This window comes from Novosphingobium marinum (assembly GCF_013408095.1).
Taxonomy (GTDB): Bacteria; Pseudomonadota; Alphaproteobacteria; order Sphingomonadales; family Sphingomonadaceae; genus Novosphingobium; species Novosphingobium marinum.
This window is the reverse complement of record NZ_JACBZF010000005.1, coordinates 25,321-45,747: the sequence shown is the minus strand read 5'-3', so window position 1 is coordinate 45,747 and position 20,427 is coordinate 25,321. Positions and strand designations below refer to the sequence as shown.

The window sequence follows — 20,427 nt, the reverse complement described above, 5'->3', positions numbered from 1 at the left end:
CGTCGTCCCTGTCATGATGCCCGCCTTAGTCCCTATTCGTTTCAGCTATCTTTCGCCGCCATAGAACCAGCGCTGCTGCCAGCCATAGACCGATTCAACCGGGTTGCCAGCGCGATCCTCGGCCGGGCGGAAGCGGAACCTCTGCGTCGCGAGCCGGCAGGTGATGCGGTCGGCTTCCGGATCGGGGCTGCCCCGCACGATACGGCAGTTCTTGACGCGCCCGTCGGTCCCCACGGTCAGCGCGATGACCACCGAGTTGCCGACCCGCAAGTCGCGCGTCGCCCGGGGATAGTCGCGCGCTGAATTGATGTCGCCTGCCATCTTCACCGCCTTTTGCGCCACGCCGCCCCCGCCGCCCTGCCCGCTGCCCGAACGGCCCGAGCCGGTGCCCACACCCTCGCCGCCGGCTCCCGTCCCGTCGCCCTCGTCGCGCGCGCCCGAGCTGTCGGCGTTCCCGGTCGAGGCGACCTTGGGCGCAGCCTTTTCGGTCAGGGTGATCTTCGGTTCGGGCGCGACGACTTCCCTGGGCACCGCCTTCTTGCCCGGCGGCGCGGCGGCTCCCTCGGGCTCGGGATCGGGCGCAACCGCCTGTTCGGGTGTCGGCTCGGGCGTCGGCGTGGGTTCCTCGCGCGTGGTGACCGTTACCGTGAACGCCTCGGTCACGTTGCGCACGACCTGGTTGGAGAAGTCCGGGGCAAGCGCCCGGACGAGGCCGACGAAGATCGCGACATGCACGAGAACGACGAGCGCGAAGACGCCAATCTTCGTGCGTCGCAGCGGAGTGAAGTCGGCCCTGCTCATTGCGCGTGCGATAATGCACACGGGCACAGGCCCCGGCAATCGTGCGGGCGATCATTCATCGAACGCGAACGGCTCTGCCGCCCGGCGATAGTCCTCGGGCAGGACTTCGCGCCCGATCGGCGGCACCGCGCGGGCGGTGCAGGCCGAGCGATGGCATATGCGGCAGGCGATGCCGATGGGCGTGGCATCCGCCTGCGCCGGATCGATACCCTGCGCATAGACCAGCCTCGGCGCGTGCTCTGCCGAACAGGCGAGCGCCACCGAGCGATAGAGCCGGGGATTGCCGTGGCGACCGCCGCCCGCGACAACGGTGCGCGCGATCGAGAAGAATCGCTCGCCGCCGGGCAGTTCCAGCCACTGGGTCACGACTTCGCCGGGACGCCGGAAAGTGGCATGCACGTTCCATAGCGGGCAGCTTCCGCCAAAGGCCGCGAACGGAAAGCCGGCGCCGTCGAGCCGTTTCGAGACGTTGCCCGCCTCGTCCACGCGGATGAAGAAAAACGGCACCCGCGCGCTGCCGGGCCGCTGCAGGGTCGTTAGCCGGTGCCCGATCTGCTCGAAACTCGTGCCGAACTGGCGGCCCAGTGCCTCGACGTCGTAGCGGCGCTGCTCCACTGCCGCGGCGAACTTCGCATAGGGCATCAGGATCGCGGCTGCGGCATAGCCGCCGAGCGCCCGCCGAACGAGGTTTTCGGCGGTCGGGCCGGAAAACTCGCCCTCCTTCAGGATCGCCGCGATCTGGCCGCGCATCGCGGTATAGGCGACGTGGAGCGCGGTCTGGAAAGACCGGCTCGCCCCGTCGAGGCTGTCGGCGATGAGAAGTTGCTGGTTGTGCCTGTCGAAGCGCCGCAGCGATCCGGCCAGCACTTCGTCCGGCAGGAAACGCACGCGAACGCCCTTCAGCCGCAGCCACTCCGCCGCGCTGCCGGCCTTCGCGATCTCCGCTGCGAGTTCCTCGGCATCGGTATCGAGAACGGGGAAATGGTTCTTGCGACCGGCGATGAAACGGCGCGCCTCGGCGATGGGGTCGACCTCGCCGTCGTCGCCGCCGCGCTCGCCCTGCCCGGCAAGCGCGTGCTGTTCGCGCACGTAGGCGCCGTGGAGGCGCAGCAGGGCTTCGGAAATTCCGGGAAAGCTGGCGGCGAGGTCGGCGACTTCCATCGCGGGCATCTCGATGTCGCCGAAGATCGGGTCGCGCAGCACTTCGGCGATGCGGCGGCGGTATTCCTCGCTGTCGTCGTCGGCCAGATCGGCGATGTCGAGGTCGTAGGTGCGCGCCAGCCGGACGAGCAGGTCGGCGGTCAGCGGGCGCTGGTTACGCTCTATCAGCGCGATGTAGGACGCGGAGATGTCGAGGTCGTCGGCCATGCTCGCCTGCGTGAGGCCGAGTTCGCGGCGCAGCCGCTTGATCCGGGGTCCGACGTAGAGAGCGCGCGGCTGAGCCATACAAACAATGTATGTCATATTCTTACATCATGACAAAGCCTTTTTGTAATCTTTGACAGCTGCACATTGCTGGCAGTTTCGCGCAACAAACTCGATCCCTACGTGGGCCGGGTGAAACGAAATTACCCGAGTCGAAGGAATACGTGATGACTTACCAGCAGACGATCATCGATGCCGGTCGCACGATCGGCGAAAACCAGCAAACGTGGTCCGCCATCGAACCCGAATCGGTCGCGCGCATGCGCCTCCAGAACCGCTTCCGCACCGGCCTCGACATCGCGAAGTACACCGCCAAGACCATGCGCGAGGACATGGCCGCCTACGATGCCGATCCGGCCAACTACACCCAGTCGCTGGGCTGCTGGCACGGTTTCATCGGCCAGCAGAAGATGATTTCGATCAAGAAACACTTCGGCTCGACCAAGCGCCGCTACCTTTACCTTTCGGGCTGGATGGTCGCCGCGCTGCGTTCCGAGTTCGGCCCGCTTCCCGACCAGTCGATGCACGAGAAGACCAGCGTTCCGGCGCTGATCGAGGAGCTCTACACCTTCCTCAAGCAGGCCGACGCGCGCGAGCTTGGGATGATGTTCCGCGATCTCGACAAGGCCCGCGAAGCCGGTGACGAAGTCGAGGCAAGGCGCCTCGAGAACGCCATCGACAACTACGAGACGCACGTCGTCCCGATCATCGCCGACATCGACGCGGGCTTCGGCAACGCCGAGGCGACCTACCTCCTTGCCAAAAAGATGATCGAGGCCGGCGCCTGCGCGCTGCAGATCGAGAACCAGGTCTCCGACGAAAAGCAGTGCGGCCACCAGGACGGCAAGGTCACCGTCCCGCACGAGGACTTCCTCGCCAAGATCCGCGCCATCCGTTACGCGTTCATGGAACTCGGTGTCGAGGACGGCATCATCGTCGCCCGAACCGATTCGCTGGGCGCGGGCCTCACCAAGCAGATCGCCTATGTCCGCGAGGCCGGCGACCTTGGCGACCAGTACAACGCCTTCCTCGACTGCGAGGAGATCGAGGGCGCGGGCAACCCCGGCGACGTCCTGATCAACCGCGAAGGCAAGCTGATGCGTCCCCGGCGCCTGCCCTCCAACCTCTACCAGTTCCGCCCCGGTACGGGTGCCGACCGCGTCGTGCTCGACTGCATCACCTCGCTCCAGAACGGCGCGGACCTGCTGTGGATCGAGACCGAGAAGCCGCACGTCGAGCAGATCGCCGGCATGGTCGACCGCATCCGCGAAGTCGTGCCCAACGCCAAGCTGGTCTACAACAACTCGCCCAGCTTCAACTGGACGCTGAACTTCCGACAGCAAGTCTTTGACGCATGGCAGGAAGCCGGCCGCGACGTTTCGGCCTATGACCGCGCGAAGCTGATGAGCGTCGACTACGACGGCACCGACCTCGCCGCCGAGGCCGACGAGAAGATCCGCACCTTCCAGCGCGACGGCGCGGCGCGGGCGGGCATCTTCCACCACCTCATCACACTGCCGACCTATCACACCGCGGCGCTTTCCACCGACAACCTGGCCCGCGAGTACTTTGGCGACCAGGGCATGCTCGGCTATGTCGCGAACGTGCAGCGCAAGGAAATTCGCGAAAGCATCGCGTGCGTGAAGCACCAGAACATGGCAGGGTCCGACATGGGCGATGACCACAAGGAATACTTCGCGGGCGAGGCAGCCCTGAAGGCCGGTGGCACCGCCAATACGATGAACCAGTTCGCCGCCGCCTGAGCGGCGGTACCGGGGGAACCAAGGAGACCCTAGATGGACGAAACGACACCGCCCCGCGAGCCGCAGCGGTCCCGCGCGGTCCTTTCCAACGAGGATTTCAAACTCCTTCAGGAAGCCGTGCTGTTCTACCTGAAGGCCCACGAGGACGATCCGATCTCGTCGAAGTACTCGAACCTCTATCACCGCCTGGGAAGCGCCGTCCGGCGCTGACCGGCAACAGTTTTCCTGGGGAGGAAAGCCTGGGGCCCGCCGCGTTCCCTGAAGCGCGGCGGGCCTTTGTGCGTCCTGGCCGACATGCGGTTCGGGGCTGCTCGCGTTCTCGATTGATTTTGCGGCACCGACCCGCTCCCCCACCCGGATTTCGTTTCGCACCGTCACTCGCTAGACCGGGCGCATGAAGACCATCGCGACGCTCACCATGAACCCGACGATCGACCTGTCGTACGAGGTCGACGAGGTCCGCCACACGCACAAGATGCGCGGCCATGCCGAGCGGCACGCGCCGGGCGGTGGCGGCATCAACGTCGCGCGCGTCTTCGTGCGGCTCGGGGGCCATGCGCGCTGCTTCTACCTTTCGGGCGGCGCGACCGGCGTCGCGCTAGACGGCCTGCTCGACCTGCACCAGCTGGTACGCAACCGCATCGCGATCACCGGCGAAACGCGCATCGCGACCAATGTCTTCGAGCGCGCGAGCGGCAAGGAATACCGCTTCGTGCCCCCCGGCCCCGTCGTGACCGAGGCCGAATGCGCGCAATGCCTCGACCTGCTCGAGACGGTGCAATGCGATTACCTCGTCGCCAGCGGCTCGCTTCCGCCGGGCGTGCCCGCCGGTTTCTACGCGCAACTGGCAAGCCGCCTTCGCCCGCGCGGAATAGAGGTCGTGCTCGACACCTCCGGGCCGGCGCTTGGCGCGGCGCTCGCGGGCGGCGGGTTCGCGCTCGTCAAACCGAGCCAGGGCGAACTCGAAAAGCTGGTCGGCAGGCCCCTCGCCACGGTCGCGGACGTGGGCGCTGCCGCAATGGCGATCGTCGACGCGGGCGGCGCGCGCCTTGTCGCGGTGACGATGGGGCACGAAGGCGCGGTGCTGGCCGGTCCCGACGGCACGCTCTACCTGCCCGCGATCCCGGTGGAGGCGAAAAGCGCAGTCGGCGCAGGCGACAGTTTCCTGGCCGCGATGGTCCATCGCCTCGCGTCGGGGTCGAACGCCGAAGAAGCGTTTCGCTTCGGCATGGCGGGCGGTACCGCGGCGGTGCTTACCCCCGGCACCGACCTCGCGCGGCCCGCCGACATGGAGCGGCTCTACCGGCAGATCGCCGGGGACTGAGTGCGGGTCAGCGGATGAGGTCGCGGATCACGTGACGGCGCGTGACGAGGTACCCGCAACGCTTGTGGTCCATGAACAGGCACTCGTCCTCGTACGCGTCCTTGGTGACGAGCGGCGATCCGAGCAGCTTCCTTAGCTTGGCGACGCTCTCGAAATAGCCGGTGGTCACTCCGTCGAACGTGTCGTCGCCGGAGATCGCCTCAAGCCCCTCCTGCCTGCCTTCCAGCGTCACGTTCTGGATGTAGCCTTTCAAGAAGCCCGCGTCGCGCGCGCGCCGTCCGATCTTGCCGTGCTCGTGCCAGCGTTTCGAGAATTCGGCATGGTCGATGTCCGTCCGGCGCTTGAGGCATTCGAACAGGACGAGCGGGGTGTTGCCCTGCGGCTCGAAGATAACCCGTTCCTCGGCCAGGCAGGCGGTCGAGCGCGAATGGTCGATGAAGTGCTTCTCGTCCTCCAGCGCCTCGGCCACGCGCGGCCCCGCCATTTCCGCCTTCAGCGATTCCGCGTCGTCCCACCAGGATACGGCCACGCCGTCGAAGGGCTCGACGACGGTTCCCTCTGCCTGCTCCATCGCCTGCATGACCGGATCGTCGATCAGCCGGTGATACTGGATATAGCGCCGGATAACGGGGTTGTCGCGGCCGTAGCGGGCATGCGTTTCCAGCCAGTGCGCCTGGAACTCCTCGAGGCTGAGGTGTGGCTGGCGCCGGATGCAATAGATGAGCTTGAGCAAGCGTTCCGTCTCCTCTCCATGGCCGCGCCGCGGTTCGCCCGCGTGTCCCGGCTTTTCGGGCACCATGCCGCGTTTCGCTCGTTTATGACAGGCAATAGAGAAGGAGATACGCATGATCTTGCCAGCCAAGACCCACGTAGCCGTGCTCGACGGGGAGAAGTTCCTGTTGATGCGCAACGCCGGCACCGCGACCGAGCCAAAGCTGCAGATGGAAGGCAAGCCGGATATTCGCGAAACCAACTACAGCGCGGGGATACGTCACCAGGACGGTTCGCCCCCCGATTCGCGGCTCGACGACCTCGAGGAGCTGGCCCACGCGGCGGGGGTCGCGGAATGGATCAACCAGAAGGTGCTCAAGCACGAGATCTCGAAGCTCGTGGTCATCGCCGATCCGGGCAGCCTGGGCGAACTGCGCCATCACTGGCACAAGGAGACGGAAAAGGTCATCGTCGCGGAGATGGCCAAGGACCTCGTCAATTCGCCGGCGAACGACATCCTGAAGGCGATCGAGGCGGCCTGAGGCCGTTGCGGTTCAGACACCGATCCGGTCGAGGTCCGCCTCCAGCCGGGCTCGATAGCTCTCCCCGAAAAGCCTGAAATGGACGATCAGGGGAAAGAGCCGGTAGACGGGCTGGCGTTCCTGCCAGCCCGTTTCCATTTCCAGCATCTCGAAAAAGCGTGTCGACGGCCGGTCGAACATGGTCAGCATCGCGACGTCGACCTCGGTATCGCCGCGATAGCTGGCCGGATCGATGAGGCCGGTGATCTCGCCGTCAAGCGACATGACGTTGCCTCCCCACAAGTCGCCGTGAAGCAGCGCGGTCCGCGGGCTTGCGGGAAGCAGGTCGCCGATCCCGTCGCAGACTGCCTCGATCCGCTTGCCCAGCGATGCGGGCAGGTACGGCAGATGGCACGCGAGCCGGTTTTCCGCCCAGAAACGCGCCCAGTCGGCATTCGCCGCGTTGGGCAGCGCTACCGGGCCGAAGGCGTAGTCCTCGCTCCAGCCGTACTCGCCCTCCCCCGCATCGCGCAGCCGGGCGAGGACCTGGGCGAGCGAATCCCACGCCGAACCGGGGCCGGTGTGTCCGGGAACGCGCTCGATCACCAGAAGATCGTCCTCGACAGCCAGGATTGCCGGCGCGGGTACGCCCGCGCCCGCCAGCGCGCGCAGCATCTCCGCTTCGGCCCGCGCGCGCTCCGAAGCCTTGGCGACCGCGGTATCGCCGCCGGGTACCTCGACCTCGTAAACGGTGGAAATATCGCCGCCGCCCAGGCGCCTGGCGTGGCATCCCTCGGTGCCGAGCAACCGCCCGACGCGTTCGGCGATCTTGCGCATCCGGTCGGTGCCCCCGTCTTTGCCGCGCTCGGCCGGCGGACCGAGAGTCGTATTATCGACCATCGCGATTGACCGGTCCAGCAATTGCTGCAACGCGCCCGAAATGCCGCCGCCGCCCGCCACCAGCAACAGCCGCCTCGTGTGGAGCATCGCCCTTCCCGCGATGCTGACCAACGTCGCGACCGCGCTGTTCGGACTGGCCGACATGTGGGTGATAGGGCGGCTGGGCGATGCCTCTGCGCAGGGCGCGGTAGAGCTTGGCGCGAAGTTCATGCTGGCGCTGCTCAACACGTTCAACTTCCTGCGCACCGGCACGATCGCGCTGACCGCGCAGGCCGCCGGACGGGGGAGCGAGGCGGACCGGGCGCAGACGCTGGTCCGCGCGCTCGGCGCCTCGTTCCTGATCGCCGCGCTACTGCTGCTGGCCAAGCCCTTCGCCATCGCCTTCGGTCTCGACCTGCTCGAAGCCGGCGATGCAGTGGCGGACGAGGCGCGGACGTACATCGGCATCCGTTACTGGGCAGGAGTCGCCTGGCTGGTCAACGCGGTGCTCGTCGGCTGGCTGATCGGCCAGCGGCGGGTGCGCACGGTCCTCGCGGTAGAAGTAGCGGCCAACGTCGTGCACATCGGGCTCGACGTGCTGTTCGTCCTGTCGTTCGGCTGGGGCGTCGCCGGTGTCGCGGCGGCGACGCTCGTGTCCGAGGGGCTGAAGTTCGCGGTGCTCGCGCTCCTCGTCCTGCGCCTTCCTGCCGCGCGCGGTCTGCGCGAGGCTGCGGTGGAGCGCGCAACGTGGCAGGCGTCGCGCATGCGCGAACTGTTCTCGCTCAACCGCGACCTGTTCTTCCGCACGCTGCTGCTGTCGGGTGCGATGCTGATCTTCGCGCGGAGCGGCGCGCAGCAGGGCGCGGTCGTACTGGCGGCGAACGGCATCCTGTTCCAGCTCTTCATGCTCGCGACGCTCGCGCTCGACGGGTTCGAGAACGCCGCGCAGGTCCTCGTCGGAGAAGCGCAGGGCGCGCGCAGCCGGGAGCGGTTCGCCGCGATCCTGAAGTCGACGCTGGCTTGGGGCTTCGGGCTGGGCGTGGTGCTGGCGCTCGCCTACCTCGTCGCGGGGGAGGCGATCGCGCGCAGCTTCAGCACCGACGAGGCCGTCTCGAATCTCGCTGCCGAGTACGTCGGCTGGGTCGTCCTGCTGCCGCTGGTCGGCTCGTTTTCGTTCGTGCTCGACGGCGTGTTCGTGGGCGCCGCCTGGACGCGCGCGATGCTGCTGACCATGCTGGCGGCCATCGCGGTCTATGTCGGCATCCTGTGGGCCGGGTCGCCGCTGACCAATACCGGCCTGTGGATCGCGTTCGTGACGTTCTTCGTTGTCCGGGCCGCCGCGCAATTCGCCGTGCTCCCGCGCCTTGTCCGTCGCGAATTCGGTTGAGGCTCAGCCGCGCCTGAAGACGACCGAGAGGTTGTTGGCGGGCATTTCGATCACGCTTTCTCGCTCCAGCCCGTGCTCCGAGGCAAGCCCGGTCACCGCATCGAGTTCGCGCAGGCCCCAGGTAGGATCGCGCAGTTTCAGGTCGGCATCGAACGCGGCATTGCTCGGCTCGAACGGGCGGTCGCCGCGCCGGTAGGGGCCGTAGAGAAAGAGCGGCGCGCCGGGTGGCAACAGCGCCGCAGCCCCGCGCATCAGGCCGATGGTGGCCTCCCACGGGCTGATGTGGACCATGTTGATGCAAAGGATCGCGTCGGCATGATCGAGCGGCCACGGCTCCCGCGCCGCATCGAGTTCCAGCGGCGGGCGCACGTTCGCCGTGCCCTCGACCGCAATCCACGCCGCGATGGAGCGAAGCGCGTCGGGCGACGGGTCGGACGGCTGCCAATCGAGGCCAGGAAAGGCGCGCGCGAAGTGGACGCAATGCTCGCCCGTCCCGCTCGCTACTTCGAGGACGAGGCCGGTATCGGGCAGGATATCGCGCAGGATTGCCGCGATCGGGTCGCGGTTGCGCTGGGTTGCGGGAGCGAAACGGCGTGCGTCGGGGGCGGTCACGGAAGTTCCTCCGGCGGGTCGTCGGCGGCACCTCCGGCCCAGCCGCCGCCCAGCGCCTTGACCAGCGCGGCATGAGCTTCGAGCTGCGCCGCCTTTGCCTGCGCCGCCGCGCGCCGGACCGCATTGTAGCGCGACTGCACTTCGAGGTAGTCGATCAGGCTATCCTCGCCCGCCCGATAGCGCTGTCTCGCGAGTTCGAGCGATTCGGCGCTGCGGTCCTCGGCAGCGATCAGGTCGTCTGCCGCGCGCACCGCAGCGTCGTAGCGAACGATCGCGGCTTCGCTGTCGGCAAGCGCGCGGAGCACCGCCTGTTCGTACGCCGCGGCGGCTCCCTCGGCGCGCGCGTCGGCGGCGCGGATCTGTGCACGGATGCGTCCGCCCGAGAAGATCGGCCAGCGCAGGCTCGGCCCCACGGTGAAGCGCGTCGAGCCGGTCGAGGCGAGATCGTCGAGCGAGCGCGCCTGTTGCCCGATCTGGCCGATCAGCGAGAACTGCGGGAAAAGCTGCGCGGTCTGCACTCCGATGTCGGCTGTCGCCGCCTCCAGTCCCGCCTCGGCTGCCAGCACGTCGGGCCGACGTCGCAGCATGTCCGAACGTATCCCGGCCGCGACGTCGCCTGGCGGGCGCGGGATCGGCGCCGGGGCGAGCAGCCTTTCGGCCAGTGCTTCGGGCGGCTCTCCGGCCAGCACTGCAAGCGCGTAGGCGGAACCCGACGCGCGCGCCCTGGCCGAAGGGACCTGCGCCGCTGCCGCCCGCGCCCGCGCCGCCGCCTCTTCGCCGTCAGAGCGCGCGACTTCGCCCGACCGATGGAGTTGCCGGACCAGGTCGGCGATACGCGCCTGCGCCTCGGCATCTTCTTGCAGCACCTGCGCCTCGGCCTGCGCGCCGCGCATCCCGGCATAGGAACGCACGACCTCGGCGATCACCTGCAGCCGCACTTCGCGCTCCTGCGCCTGCGCTGCGGCGACGCGCGCGCTCGCGGCTTCGACCGCGCGGCGCGTGCCGCCCCACAGGTCGATCTCCCACGAAGCGTCGAACCCTGCGTCGAACAGCGAGAAATCGCGGTCGAAACCCGGAAGGTTACCCACGGGGAGCTGGCCGTTCTCCGAAAGCTGCTGCCCCGTTGCCGAGGCGATCGCCGCCGCCTGCGGCAAGCGACCGCCGGCGACGGCATCGCGCAGCGCCCTCGCCTCGCGAAGCCGCGCCCGCGCCTGCCCGATCTCGAGATTGCGTGACACCGCCCTCTCGACGAGTTCGGCAAGCAGCGGATCGCCCAATCGCCGCCAGGGTTCGGCATCGAAGGCTCCGGCGTTCGCATCGCTCAGCCAGTCATCGCCCACCGCTCCGGCGACTTCCGGACGCTCGTACTCCGGGCCGACCGTGCAGCCGGCAAGAAGTGTCAGGGCAAGAAGGGCAGTCCGCGTCTTCATCGTCACTCCATGCGCTGCCGGAACAGGACCGCCGACAGCGTGATCGTCACCGCCGCGATGATCGCGATCGGCCAGGTGTTCGCAAGCACCTCGCTCGCCGGCATGGCCATCAGGAAGGTGCCTTCCGAAATCTTCAGGAACCACATGACGGGATTCGTCGCGGCCACTCCCTGCATCCAGCCGGGCATGTTGTCGACCGGGCTGGCGTATCCCGAAAGGATGATCAGCGGATTGATGACCACGAATATGCCCAGGAACGCCTGCTGCTGCGTGGAACTGAGCACCGATACCAACATCCCCAGCCCGCTCAGCGCCGCGAGGTAGACGATGAGCGCGAGGTAGAACGGCACCAGCGATCCGGTCAGCGGAACGCCGAATACGAGCGGCAGGATGATCATGAACGCGGTGACGTTGACGAAGCCGATGATCATCGGCGGGATCATCTTGCCCGTCAGCATCTCGTACGTGCGCAGCGGCGAGACCATGAGCTGGTCGAACGTCCCCAGTTCGCGCTCGCGCGCCACCGACTGCGAAACGGTGGGCAGCACCGAAACCGATGCAAGGATGGCGACGAGCGCCGGGAGCACGAACCACTGGTCCTCCAGCGTGGGGTTGAAGAAGTTGCGCACGATCGATTGCCCGCCCGGCGGCGCGCGCATGGGGACCGCGGTCGCTCCCACTTCGCCCGCGATGGTCTGGACGTAGGACGACACGATCTGCGCCGCGTTCGATCGTCTGCCGTCGAACACCCCGCCGATCACGCCGCCGCGTCCCGCCGCGACATCGGCGGAGAACTGCGGCGGGAAGCGCAGCGCGGCAATCACCTCCTGCCGGTCGATCGCATCGCGCATCTCGGCATCGGAGCGGAGCAGGCGCACTTCGGCGACGTTCGGGCTGCCGCCGATCCGCTCGATCACCTCGCGGCTCCAGCGCCCGCCGTCGAGATCGAGCACGCCGATGCGGATGTTGTCGACTTCCATCGTCGATGCGAAGCCGAACAGGAAAAGCTGCACCACCGGTGGCGCGATCAGCAGGATGCGCGCGCGCGGGTCGCGGATGATCGCCCAGATCTCCTTGACGATGATCGCCCTCAGCCGCGAGTTGATCATGCGATCCTCCGCCGTGTCGCGCGGATGCACAGGAACAGGAGCAACGATCCGAAGCCGAACAGGACCGCCATGTTCGGCAGGAACAGCAGCCAGTCGTCGCCTGCAAGGAACACGGTGAGGAGCTGCGGGATCAGGTAGCGCGCCGGCACCGCGTAGGTCAGGCCCTGGAGCCAGGCGGGCATCGAGGAAATTTCGAAGATCCAGCCCGAAAGCAGCATCGTCGGCAGGAATGCGGTGAGCAGCGCGACCTGGCTGGCAACGAACTGGTTCTTGAACGCGGCGGAAATGAATAGCCCGAGGCACAGCGCCGGGTAGAGGTAGATGGTCGAGATGACGATCAGCGCCCCGACCGAACCGCGAAAGGGCACGCCGAAGACCGTCACCGCCACGACCGCGCACAGAGCCATCGAGCCGAGGCCGAGGGCAAGGTAGGGCAGCACCTTGCTGACCAGCAGCTCTCCCATCCGCACCGGCGTCGCCATGATCGCCTCCATCGTCCCGCGCTCCCACTCGCGCGCGACGACGAGCGCGGTGAGGAGCGATCCGATCATCGTCATGACGACGGCGATCGAACCGGGCACGAGGAAATTGCGGCTGGCCAGTTCCGGATTGAACCAGAAGCGGGCGGAAAGCGCGATCGGCGGCGTCGGCTGGCGTCCCGCATCGGCGGCACGGCTTGCCTCCCAGGTAGCGCGCACGCCTTCGGAATAGGCGGCGATGAAGGCTGCCATGTTGGGGACCGAGCCATCGGTGATGACCTGGATCGTGCCGCCGCCGCGTGCCGTGTCGCGGCTGAAATCGGGCGGGATCACGATGATCGCGCGGATGTCGCCCGCCACCATCCGCTCGCGAAGCTGCCGGACGCTGCCGACGGCGCGAATATCGAAGTATCGCGATCCGGCGTAGGCGCCCGCCAGCGATTGCGCGGCCGCGCCGTCGTCCTGCAGCGAAAGGCCGGTGCGGGTCTTGCTGGCATCGAGGTTGACGCCGAAACCCATCAGGAACAGCAGCGTCATCGGCAGCACGAAAGCAATCAGGAACGCTGACGGATCGCGCAGGATCTGGCGCGTTTCCTTGACCATCATCGCCCGCAGGCGGCGCAGGGAGGACGCAGCCTTCACGCGGCTTCTCGCCTGGCGTCGCTCGCCTCGATCAGGGCGATGAACGCGTCTTCCATCGTCGCGTCCCCGTCCCCGGCCATCGCCTTCAGCTCGTCCGGGGTTCCGGTCGCGATCTGTTCGGAGCGATAGATCAGTGCGATCCGGTCGCAGTACTCGGCCTCTTCCATGAAGTGCGTGGTGACGAGCACGCTCACGCCGCGTTCGACCAGGCCGTTGATGTGCGTCCAGAATTCGCGCCGCACGATGGGATCGACGCCTGAGGTCGGCTCGTCGAGAAAGATCACCGGCGGCTGGTGCAGCACCGCGCAGGCGAGCGCGAGGCGCTGCTTGAAGCCGAGCGGCAGCCCGCCGGCGTTCTGGCCGAGGTAGCGCTGGAGGTGAAAGGTCTCGATCGCCTGGCCGATCGCCTCGCGCGCGCGGCGTCCTCCCAGCCCGTAGGCCCCTGCGAAAAAGTCGAGGTTCTGGCGCACCGAAAGATCGCCGTAGAGCGAGAACTTCTGTGCCATGTAGCCCAGCGACTGGCGCACTTCCGCCCGTGCATGGCGCAGGTCGTAGCCGGCGACAGCGCCCGACCCTTCCGTGGGAGTCAGCAGGCCGCACAGCATCTTGAAGGTCGTCGACTTGCCCGCGCCGTTGGGTCCGAGAAGGCCGAAGACCTGCCCCTGCCCGACGGTGAAGCGGATGTCGTGCGCGGCGGTGAAATCGCCGAAACGCTTGGTCAGCCCGTCGGCGGCGATCGCGGGTGTATCGTCGGGCGGAATGTCGCGATAGGCGTCGGCAAGGTCGGACGATCCGCCCGGACCGCCGCCGAGCAGGTCGACGAAGGCATCCTCGAAGCGGGGCCGGGCCGGTACCGGCTTCGCGTCGTCCGCGCCGGATGGCTTGGCGACGGTCGCCACGTCGCCGCCTTTTCGCATGAGCAGGCGGACCGCATCGCCATGGACGGTCCCGTCCGCCACTGCCTCGTCGTCGAGCGCGCGTCGCAGGGTCGAGCGTCGCGACTTCTCGGGCAGCGCGATGCGGAAGACCCGGCCCTCGAGCGGTCCGGTCAGGTCGCCGGGCGGGCCGTCGTACAGGAGGCCGCCCTCGTTGAGCAGGTAGACGCTGTCGCACTTTTCCGCCTCGTCGAGGTAGGCGGTCGACCACAGCACGCCCATTCCTTCGCCGACGAGTTCGCGCACCATCGCCCACAGTTCGCGGCGGGACACGGGATCGACGCCGACGCTCGGCTCGTCCAGCAGCAGGAGCGCCGGTTCGCGAACCAGCGCGCAGGCAAGGCCCAGCTTCTGCTTCATCCCGCCCGACAGGTTGCCGGCCAGCCGCTGCTGGAAACGAGCGAGGTCGGTGAAGCGCAGCAGCATCGCGAAACGCTCCTCGCGCTCGTTCTCGGCAAGGCCGCGCAGGTCTGCATAGAGATTGAGGTTCTCGGAGACCGAAAGGTCCTCGTAGAGGCCGAAACGCTGGGGCATGTAGCCGATGCGGCTGCGGTCCATCTCGTCGGGCGTGCACCCCTCGATCCGGATTTCCCCGGCATCCGGATCGACGAGGCCGGCCAGCATCCGCATCAATGTCGTCTTGCCCGCGCCGTCCGGGCCGACGAGGCCGGTCATCCTCCCCGTCTCGACCACGAGGTCCACGCCGTCGAGCGCGGGCGGCGCGCCCTCGCCGAAACGCTTGACGACGCCCCGCGCGCTGGCGACGGGCCGTGCCATCAATCGTCGGCTGGCGGGCGCGCGCCGGGCACGGCGATGGTCACCGGCTGTCCCTGCCGCAGCGCATCGTCGGGATTTCCGATGAGCACCCTCACCCGGTAGACGAGGTCGGTGCGCAGGTCCTCGGTCTGCACGGTCTTCGGCGTGAATTCGGCCGTCGGCGATATCTGGCTGATCCGTCCCTTGTAGGTACGGGTATTGCCATCCGCCGTCACCTCCACGTTCATCCCCGGCGAAATACGCGACAGGTCGTCCGCGCCGACGTAGGCACGGATGCGCACCGGCCGGTCGATCGTGAGCGTCAGCACCGTCTCGCCCGGCTGGACGATGGCTCCCGGCTCGCGCGCGCGCGTGAGAAGCGTTCCCGCATTGGGCGCGACAAGCCGGGTGTCCTCGAGATTGGTAAGCGCGCTTTCGCGCTGCGCCGCGGCGGACTTGACCTGAGCGGCGGCGGCCTGCCGGTCTTCTGCCCGCGCGCCTTCGCGCGCCAACGACAGCGCTTCCTCGGCCTGTTCGACCTGCGCGCGCGCCGCCCTGTACTGGGCCTGCGTCGCGTCGAAGAGCTGGCGGCTGATCGCGCCTGTCTCGACGAGGTCGGAGCGCCGGTTGTAATCGTCCCGCGCCCGGTTGAGCGCAGCGCGCGCTTCGGCAAGCCGCGCCTCGGCCTGCCCGATCTCCTGTGGCCGGCTGCCCGACCGAGCCTTTGCAAGCTCTGCCTGCGCGACATCGAGTTGCCCACTCGAAGCGGCGACGGCATCGGCGAAGGGCCGCGCATCGAGCTCGGCAAGGACTTCGCCCTGCCTGACCTTCTCACCTTCTTCGGGCCCGATGGCCTCGATCCGGCCCGGAACCCGGAAGGCGAGATCGACTTGCCGGACGTCGACATTCCCATAAAGCTTCAGCGGACCGTCACGCCCGCCCAGGAGCCCGAAGCCGTTGGTGAACAGCGCCGCCACGATAAGGGCCACAATGGCCAAGCCGATCAAAAGCCTGCGTCGATCCATCGTCGCGCCCGCAACTCCCCTTGCCGATGGCACGCCATGCCCGCGCAGGGCTCGACAGGTCAAGCAGCGAGCTTCGGCTTTCGTACCGCCACCACCTGAACCGGAAGTGTGTGGATTGATCACATTGTAACGGAAATACTTGGAAGAGTGTATCGACGATACGATTCGTGTGACTGGTTCACATTTGATGTTGCCGAAGTTCCGGGGCGCGTATCAGTATTGCCGAAGCATTCAGCCGAGTCGCACGGGAGCGGCTCCTTCAACAATGGTGGGTCGCCATGGAAAGATTTGAATTGCTGATGCGCCGAGAAGGCAGCCGCGATATCGAACGGCGCGTCGTTACGGCGCCCGATCCGGGTTTCGTGATTCCGATACTGGAACAGCAGCCCCACGTGAACGAGGCTTCGCTGATTTCACGCGGCGAGACGGTATGCAAACTGCGTCGCCAGGGCAGCGGATCGTGCAGTTACTGGCTGGTGGACGGTCCCGAAAAGAAGGTGGATCAACCCCTGCGAGAAAAGAAGCGCTTGTATTCGAGGCGCTCGACCTCGGCTGGCGTGTCGCGGATCTGAAAGAACCGTCCGTCTCGCGAAAGGCGCTCCTGCGACGCCAGCGCCTGGATCGTGCGGCTGAGGTGGACCGGCGTTATGCCGAGCAGGTCCGCGATCTCGCGCTGCGATAGCGGGGTCTCGACCATGGTAGAGCCTTCGGGTTCCAGATGGCGCCGGCCGAACTCGTCCCGCAGATCCAGAAGGAAGTGCATGAAGCGATCGGTAGACTGACCGACCACCAGCGTTCGCGTCCGCTGCGAGCAGCGCAGGGCGCGCGCGTGCTGGAAACGCAGCACCGCATTGTGCAGGCGCGGATTTGTCCGGAAGGCTTCGGCCAGTCTGTCGGGCCGGATGGCGACGTATCCGGTCGCGGCTTTCAGCAGGATGTCGCAAGGCAACTCGCCCACGCCGAGCCGGCTCCAGTTGCAGATCGCGCCGGGTCCGAAGACATCGCTGATATAGCGTCGACCGTTCGGCAGGATGGTGAAGCTGTAGGCCGCGCCGGAACACAGGATGTATATCTTGCTCGCCGCGTCTGCCTCTGCCCAGATCGGCTTGTCCGAGTCCGTCGACTTTTTCTCCAGGACGCAGTCTTCCAGCACCTCGTCGTACCGCTCACGCGACAACTCCTCCAGACGGGTGCAAAATGCATCGAGCACGTTGCCCGAATTGTGGCGTCGATCCGGCACCAGGCTAGCAGAGCTTTGAAGGCCGCGATCCATGTCGATTGAAATATCTCCGAAAAAGTCTTCCACATCTACATTAATATACGAGCGCTCTCGCGGTTCCATTTATTTTCTTAAAAGATGGATAATATCAATGTTATGAAAAAATAATATGCCGATTTCTCAAATATTATAACCTGGGTTATAAATTGACGCTGGACAGATATCAGCGCCCCGACGGTTCAATTTCCTAATTCTTCGAAGCCGACCACGCGCCCATCGATCCCAGATAGACATCGATATTCGTGAATCCGCGGCTCTGCAGCCATCCCGCGGCGACCGTCGCGCGCATGCCGCTTGCGCACATCAGCGTGTAATGGCGAGCAGGATCGAGTTCGCGCCAGCGCGGGGCGAGTTCGCCCGCGTAGATGTGCAGCGACCCGTCGATCGCGGCTTCCTTGCGTTCGTCGATCGAGCGCACGTCGAGCAGCGTCCAGTTGTCGGCGTTTCCTTCCAGCCGGCGCGAGACCTCCTCGGTGCCGATCATGGGCGTCGCCGACATCGCGGTTCCCGCCGCCGCTGCGGGCACCATGCCGGTGTATCCGCCGACGATGTTGTCGAGCGCGATCCGCGAGAGGTGCTCGGCCGCGCCGTGCAACTGCCCGGTGTCCGACCCGACCAGCGCGATCGAATCCCCTTCGCCGATGAACCAGCCAGCGAACGCCGGGATCATGCCCACGGGGAGGCACATGCTGCCCGGAAGATGGCCCGAGGCGTAGGCCATCGGCTCGCGCACGTCGATCACGTGATCGGCACCGCATGCCTTCAGCGCGGCCAGCGTCATCGGTTCTGGCGCCATCACGCGCGGGACGGCTTCCCCGCCTTCGAGGTTGAGGCGCTCCATCAGCCGGAAATAGGGCGGCTGGTAATGGTTTTCGGCTACCTTGAAGTCGACGAAGGCCTCGCGGCTTTCGAATTGCAGGCGCGGGTTGTTGCGCCGTTCGTGGCCCACGGTCGAGAACTCGCGCTCGGCCATGCCCGATCCGCAGACAGACCCTGCCCCGTGCGCCGGATAGACAATGGCCTGATCGCCTAGCGCAAGAATCCTGTGCAGCGAATCCCACAGCATTCCGGCCACCTCGCGCTTGCGATCGGGATAGAAATCGGTGCGCCCGACGTCTCCGACGAACAGCGCGTCGCCGGTGAAGACGCCCACCGCCCCTTGCGGGTACGCCGTGTCGTGAATCGCGAAGGCCAGGTGGTCGTCCGTGTGACCGGGGGTCTCGATCGCCTCGATCCGCAGTTGCCCGATCCCGAACCGGTCGCCGTCGCGCGCGGTATCGGCATAGGCGACCGCGCCTGCCGGATTGGGCCCGTGCAGCACTTTCGCGCCGGTCATCGCGGCGAGCACCGGCGCGCCCGACACAAGGTCCTCGTTGCGGTGCGTTTCGAACACGTAGGTGATGCGCAGCCCCTGCGACCGCGCCTTTTCGACGTAGATTTCGCAGTCGCGCCGGGGATCGACGACCGCCGCCTCGCCTCCGGAACCTATGAGATATGACAAGTGCGAAAGTCCGGGTGTCTTGATCTTCTCGAGCAACATCGAACGCCTCCTTTCGATGGAAAGCGCGGAGGGCCGGCCCCGGTTCCTTGCCTCAGGTCCCGCGCCGCGTGCGCTTGAGGCCCGGCTCGGCATCGCCGAGCATCCTTAGCAACCCGAAGGCAAGCGCAAGCAGCACGAGCGCGAACGGCAGGCCGGTGACGATGGCCGCGGTCTGCAATGCACCGATCCCTCCCGACCAGAGCAGCACCCCGGCGAGCAGCCCGATGGCGATCGCCCAGGTCACGCGCGGCAGGAACCCGGCATGATGGTGCCCGCCCGACGCGATCATTGCGGTGACGAGCGCGCCCGAATCCGCCGAAGTCACGAAGAACGTGGCGACGATCACGATGGCGAGCCCTGAAGCGATCTGGCTGAACGGGTAGTGCCCGAGGAACGCGAAGAGCGCATCGGGCATGCTGGCGTTTACCGCCTCCGAAAGTCCGCCGTCGCCGAACAGTTCGATGTAGAGCGCACTGTCGCCGAACACCGTCATCCACAGGAACGTGAAAAGCGTCGGGACGAGGAGAACGCCCGCCAGGAATTCGCGCACCGTCCGTCCGTAGGAAACGCGCGCGATGAAGATGCCGACGAACGGCGACCAGCTGATCCACCAGGCGTAGTAGAAGATCGTCCAGGCGCTCTGCCAGTCCTCGGTCACGTAGGTCTCGGTCCACGTGGAAAGGTAGAGGAAGCGCTGCATGTAATAGCCGATGTTCTGCACGAACGCGTCGAGCAGGAAGACCGTCGGCCCCGCGATGAACACGAACAGCGCCAGCGCGACCGCCAGCCCCATGTTCATTTCCGAAAGGCGACGGATGCCCTTGTCGAGCCCGAGCGCGACAGACAGCGTGGCCAGCGCGGTGATTACCACGATGATGATGCCCTGCGACACGCCGCTCTGTTCGATACCGGCCAGCAGGTCGAGCCCGGCGTTGATCTGCGACGCCCCGAAACCGAGCGAGGCGGCCACCCCGCAGACAGTGGCGGTGATCGCCAGCACGTCGATCGCATCGACCAGAAGCGCCGGCATTCGCGGGAACGCGGCGGTCAGGAAGCTGCCGATCGAAAGCGTCATCCCGCGATTGTAGGCGACGTAGGCAAGGCCGAGCCCGATCATCGCGTAGATCGCCCACGCGTGAAGGCCCCAGTGCAGGAAGGTCAGTCCCATCGCGTGCTGCGCGTTCCCGGCAAGGCCCTGCGGCTGCAACGCACCCGGCGTCGAGAATGCGGTCGTGGGCGGGTTGGAAAAGTGCATGACCGGTTCCGCGACGCCGTAGAACAGCAGGCCGATGCCCATGCCTGCACTGAACAGCATCGCGAACCACGTTGCCCGGCTGTAGTCCGGTTCGGCGTCGGGACCGCCCAGGCGCACATCTCCGCAGCGCGAAAAGGCCAGCCACCCGCACAGTACCAGCAGGATGTTGGCGGTCAGCACGAGGAGCCAGCCGAAGTTGTGGGTGGCATAGCCCTGCACCGCGTCGAAGCTTCGTCCGGCGGCGCCCGCGTCGAGAACCGCGAAGAGGATCAGCGCCCCGATCAGCGAGATCGCCCCGAAGAAGACGGTCGGCTTGAACGTGTCCGAGCTCAATCCAGCTCCGCCTTGACTTGCAGCCACGAAGTACTCCTTAAAATAAAAATTCGGACTGAATTATATATTACTTCCGAAATTGGAACGAATGTCAGAGACCCGAAGCGACCCTGCAAACGAACGGTATCGTCCCGTGCAGGCCATCCGGCGACAGTCCACAGCGTGAAAACCGAATAGGCCCGGTGTTGTGTTCATGCAACGCCCCGATGATACTTCGTGCA

Annotated in this window: 18 protein-coding genes; 5 read left to right on the top strand and 13 right to left on the bottom strand. The window is 66.7% G+C overall.

Annotated features, from left to right (window positions below; translation table 11 throughout):
* Nucleotides 1–45: 45 nt before the first annotated feature.
* Nucleotides 46–801 carry a TonB family protein gene (locus FHS75_RS13270; protein ID WP_179408186.1) on the bottom strand — a complete coding sequence of 252 codons (756 nt, stop codon included), beginning with the start codon at nt 799–801 and terminating at the stop codon, nt 46–48.
* A 51-nt stretch (nt 802–852) separates the two neighbouring features.
* Nucleotides 853–2,247, bottom strand: coding sequence for a helix-turn-helix domain-containing protein (locus FHS75_RS13265; protein ID WP_179408185.1), 1,395 nt, complete (start codon nt 2,245–2,247; stop codon nt 853–855).
* 146 nt (nt 2,248–2,393) lie between these two features.
* On the opposite strand from FHS75_RS13265, the gene FHS75_RS13260 reads away from it, so the two are divergent.
* From FHS75_RS13260 to FHS75_RS13250, 3 genes are all read left to right on the top strand, one after another.
* Entirely contained in the window at nt 2,394–3,989 is a 1,596-nt protein-coding gene (locus FHS75_RS13260; RefSeq protein ID WP_179408184.1) for an isocitrate lyase, read from the top strand.
* Between the two features lie 33 nt (nt 3,990–4,022).
* Complete coding sequence (locus FHS75_RS13255; protein WP_179408183.1) at nt 4,023–4,199, top strand: hypothetical protein; 177 nt, start codon at nt 4,023–4,025, stop codon at nt 4,197–4,199.
* Nucleotides 4,200–4,383: 184 nt separating this feature from the next.
* Nucleotides 4,384–5,313 (top strand): 1-phosphofructokinase family hexose kinase, encoded by a 930-nt coding sequence (locus FHS75_RS13250; RefSeq protein WP_179408182.1) that lies wholly within the window; start codon nt 4,384–4,386, stop codon nt 5,311–5,313.
* 7 nt (nt 5,314–5,320) lie between these two features.
* On the opposite strand, the gene FHS75_RS13245 is transcribed toward FHS75_RS13250, so the two are convergent.
* Nucleotides 5,321–6,046, bottom strand: coding sequence for an EthD domain-containing protein (locus tag FHS75_RS13245; protein ID WP_179408181.1), 726 nt, complete (start codon nt 6,044–6,046; stop codon nt 5,321–5,323).
* 112 nt (nt 6,047–6,158) lie between these two features.
* Between FHS75_RS13245 and FHS75_RS13240 the strand changes: the two genes are divergently transcribed.
* The gene (locus FHS75_RS13240; RefSeq protein ID WP_179408180.1) at nt 6,159–6,566 is read left to right on the top strand and encodes a baeRF12 domain-containing protein; all 408 of its coding nucleotides are present in this window, start codon (nt 6,159–6,161) and stop codon (nt 6,564–6,566) included.
* A gap of 12 nt (nt 6,567–6,578) precedes the next feature.
* Here FHS75_RS13240 and FHS75_RS13235 read toward each other — a convergent pair whose 3' ends face one another.
* Complete coding sequence (locus FHS75_RS13235; RefSeq protein WP_229735611.1) at nt 6,579–7,532, bottom strand: fructosamine kinase family protein; 954 nt, start codon at nt 7,530–7,532, stop codon at nt 6,579–6,581.
* Here FHS75_RS13235 and FHS75_RS13230 point away from each other — a divergent pair.
* Nucleotides 7,486–8,811, top strand: coding sequence for an MATE family efflux transporter (locus FHS75_RS13230; RefSeq protein ID WP_229735610.1), 1,326 nt, complete (start codon nt 7,486–7,488; stop codon nt 8,809–8,811). The two genes, FHS75_RS13235 and FHS75_RS13230, sit on opposite strands and share 47 nt — an antisense overlap.
* A 3-nt stretch (nt 8,812–8,814) precedes the next feature.
* On the opposite strand, the gene FHS75_RS13225 is transcribed toward FHS75_RS13230, so the two are convergent.
* From FHS75_RS13225 to FHS75_RS13185, 9 genes are all read right to left on the bottom strand, one after another.
* Entirely contained in the window at nt 8,815–9,423 is a 609-nt protein-coding gene (locus FHS75_RS13225) for a DUF938 domain-containing protein (RefSeq protein ID WP_179408179.1), read from the bottom strand.
* Nucleotides 9,420–10,853, bottom strand: a complete 1,434-nt coding sequence (locus tag FHS75_RS13220; RefSeq protein WP_179408178.1) for an efflux transporter outer membrane subunit — start codon at nt 10,851–10,853, stop codon at nt 9,420–9,422. The genes FHS75_RS13225 and FHS75_RS13220 overlap by 4 nt, the downstream gene beginning before the upstream one ends.
* A gap of 2 nt (nt 10,854–10,855) precedes the next feature.
* Nucleotides 10,856–11,962 (bottom strand): ABC transporter permease, encoded by a 1,107-nt coding sequence (locus FHS75_RS13215; RefSeq protein ID WP_179408177.1) that lies wholly within the window; start codon nt 11,960–11,962, stop codon nt 10,856–10,858.
* Nucleotides 11,959–13,083, bottom strand: coding sequence for an ABC transporter permease (locus tag FHS75_RS13210; protein ID WP_229735609.1), 1,125 nt, complete (start codon nt 13,081–13,083; stop codon nt 11,959–11,961). Before FHS75_RS13210 ends, FHS75_RS13215 begins: the two co-directional genes overlap by 4 nt.
* Nucleotides 13,080–14,795, bottom strand: a complete 1,716-nt coding sequence (locus FHS75_RS13205) for an ATP-binding cassette domain-containing protein (protein ID WP_179408176.1) — start codon at nt 14,793–14,795, stop codon at nt 13,080–13,082. Before FHS75_RS13205 ends, FHS75_RS13210 begins: the two co-directional genes overlap by 4 nt.
* Nucleotides 14,795–15,763, bottom strand: a complete 969-nt coding sequence (locus FHS75_RS13200; protein ID WP_229735608.1) for an HlyD family secretion protein — start codon at nt 15,761–15,763, stop codon at nt 14,795–14,797. Before FHS75_RS13200 ends, FHS75_RS13205 begins: the two co-directional genes overlap by 1 nt.
* 538 nt (nt 15,764–16,301) lie before the next feature.
* The gene (locus tag FHS75_RS18195) at nt 16,302–17,039 is read right to left on the bottom strand and encodes a helix-turn-helix domain-containing protein (RefSeq protein ID WP_179408174.1); all 738 of its coding nucleotides are present in this window, start codon (nt 17,037–17,039) and stop codon (nt 16,302–16,304) included.
* Between the two features lie 226 nt (nt 17,040–17,265).
* Nucleotides 17,266–18,618 (bottom strand): MBL fold metallo-hydrolase, encoded by a 1,353-nt coding sequence (locus FHS75_RS13190; protein ID WP_179408173.1) that lies wholly within the window; start codon nt 18,616–18,618, stop codon nt 17,266–17,268.
* A 52-nt stretch (nt 18,619–18,670) separates the two neighbouring features.
* A complete protein-coding gene (locus FHS75_RS13185; protein ID WP_218845261.1) occupies nt 18,671–20,206 on the bottom strand; it encodes a BCCT family transporter in 1,536 nt (511 codons plus the stop codon).
* Between the last annotated feature and the right edge of the window lie 221 nt (nt 20,207–20,427).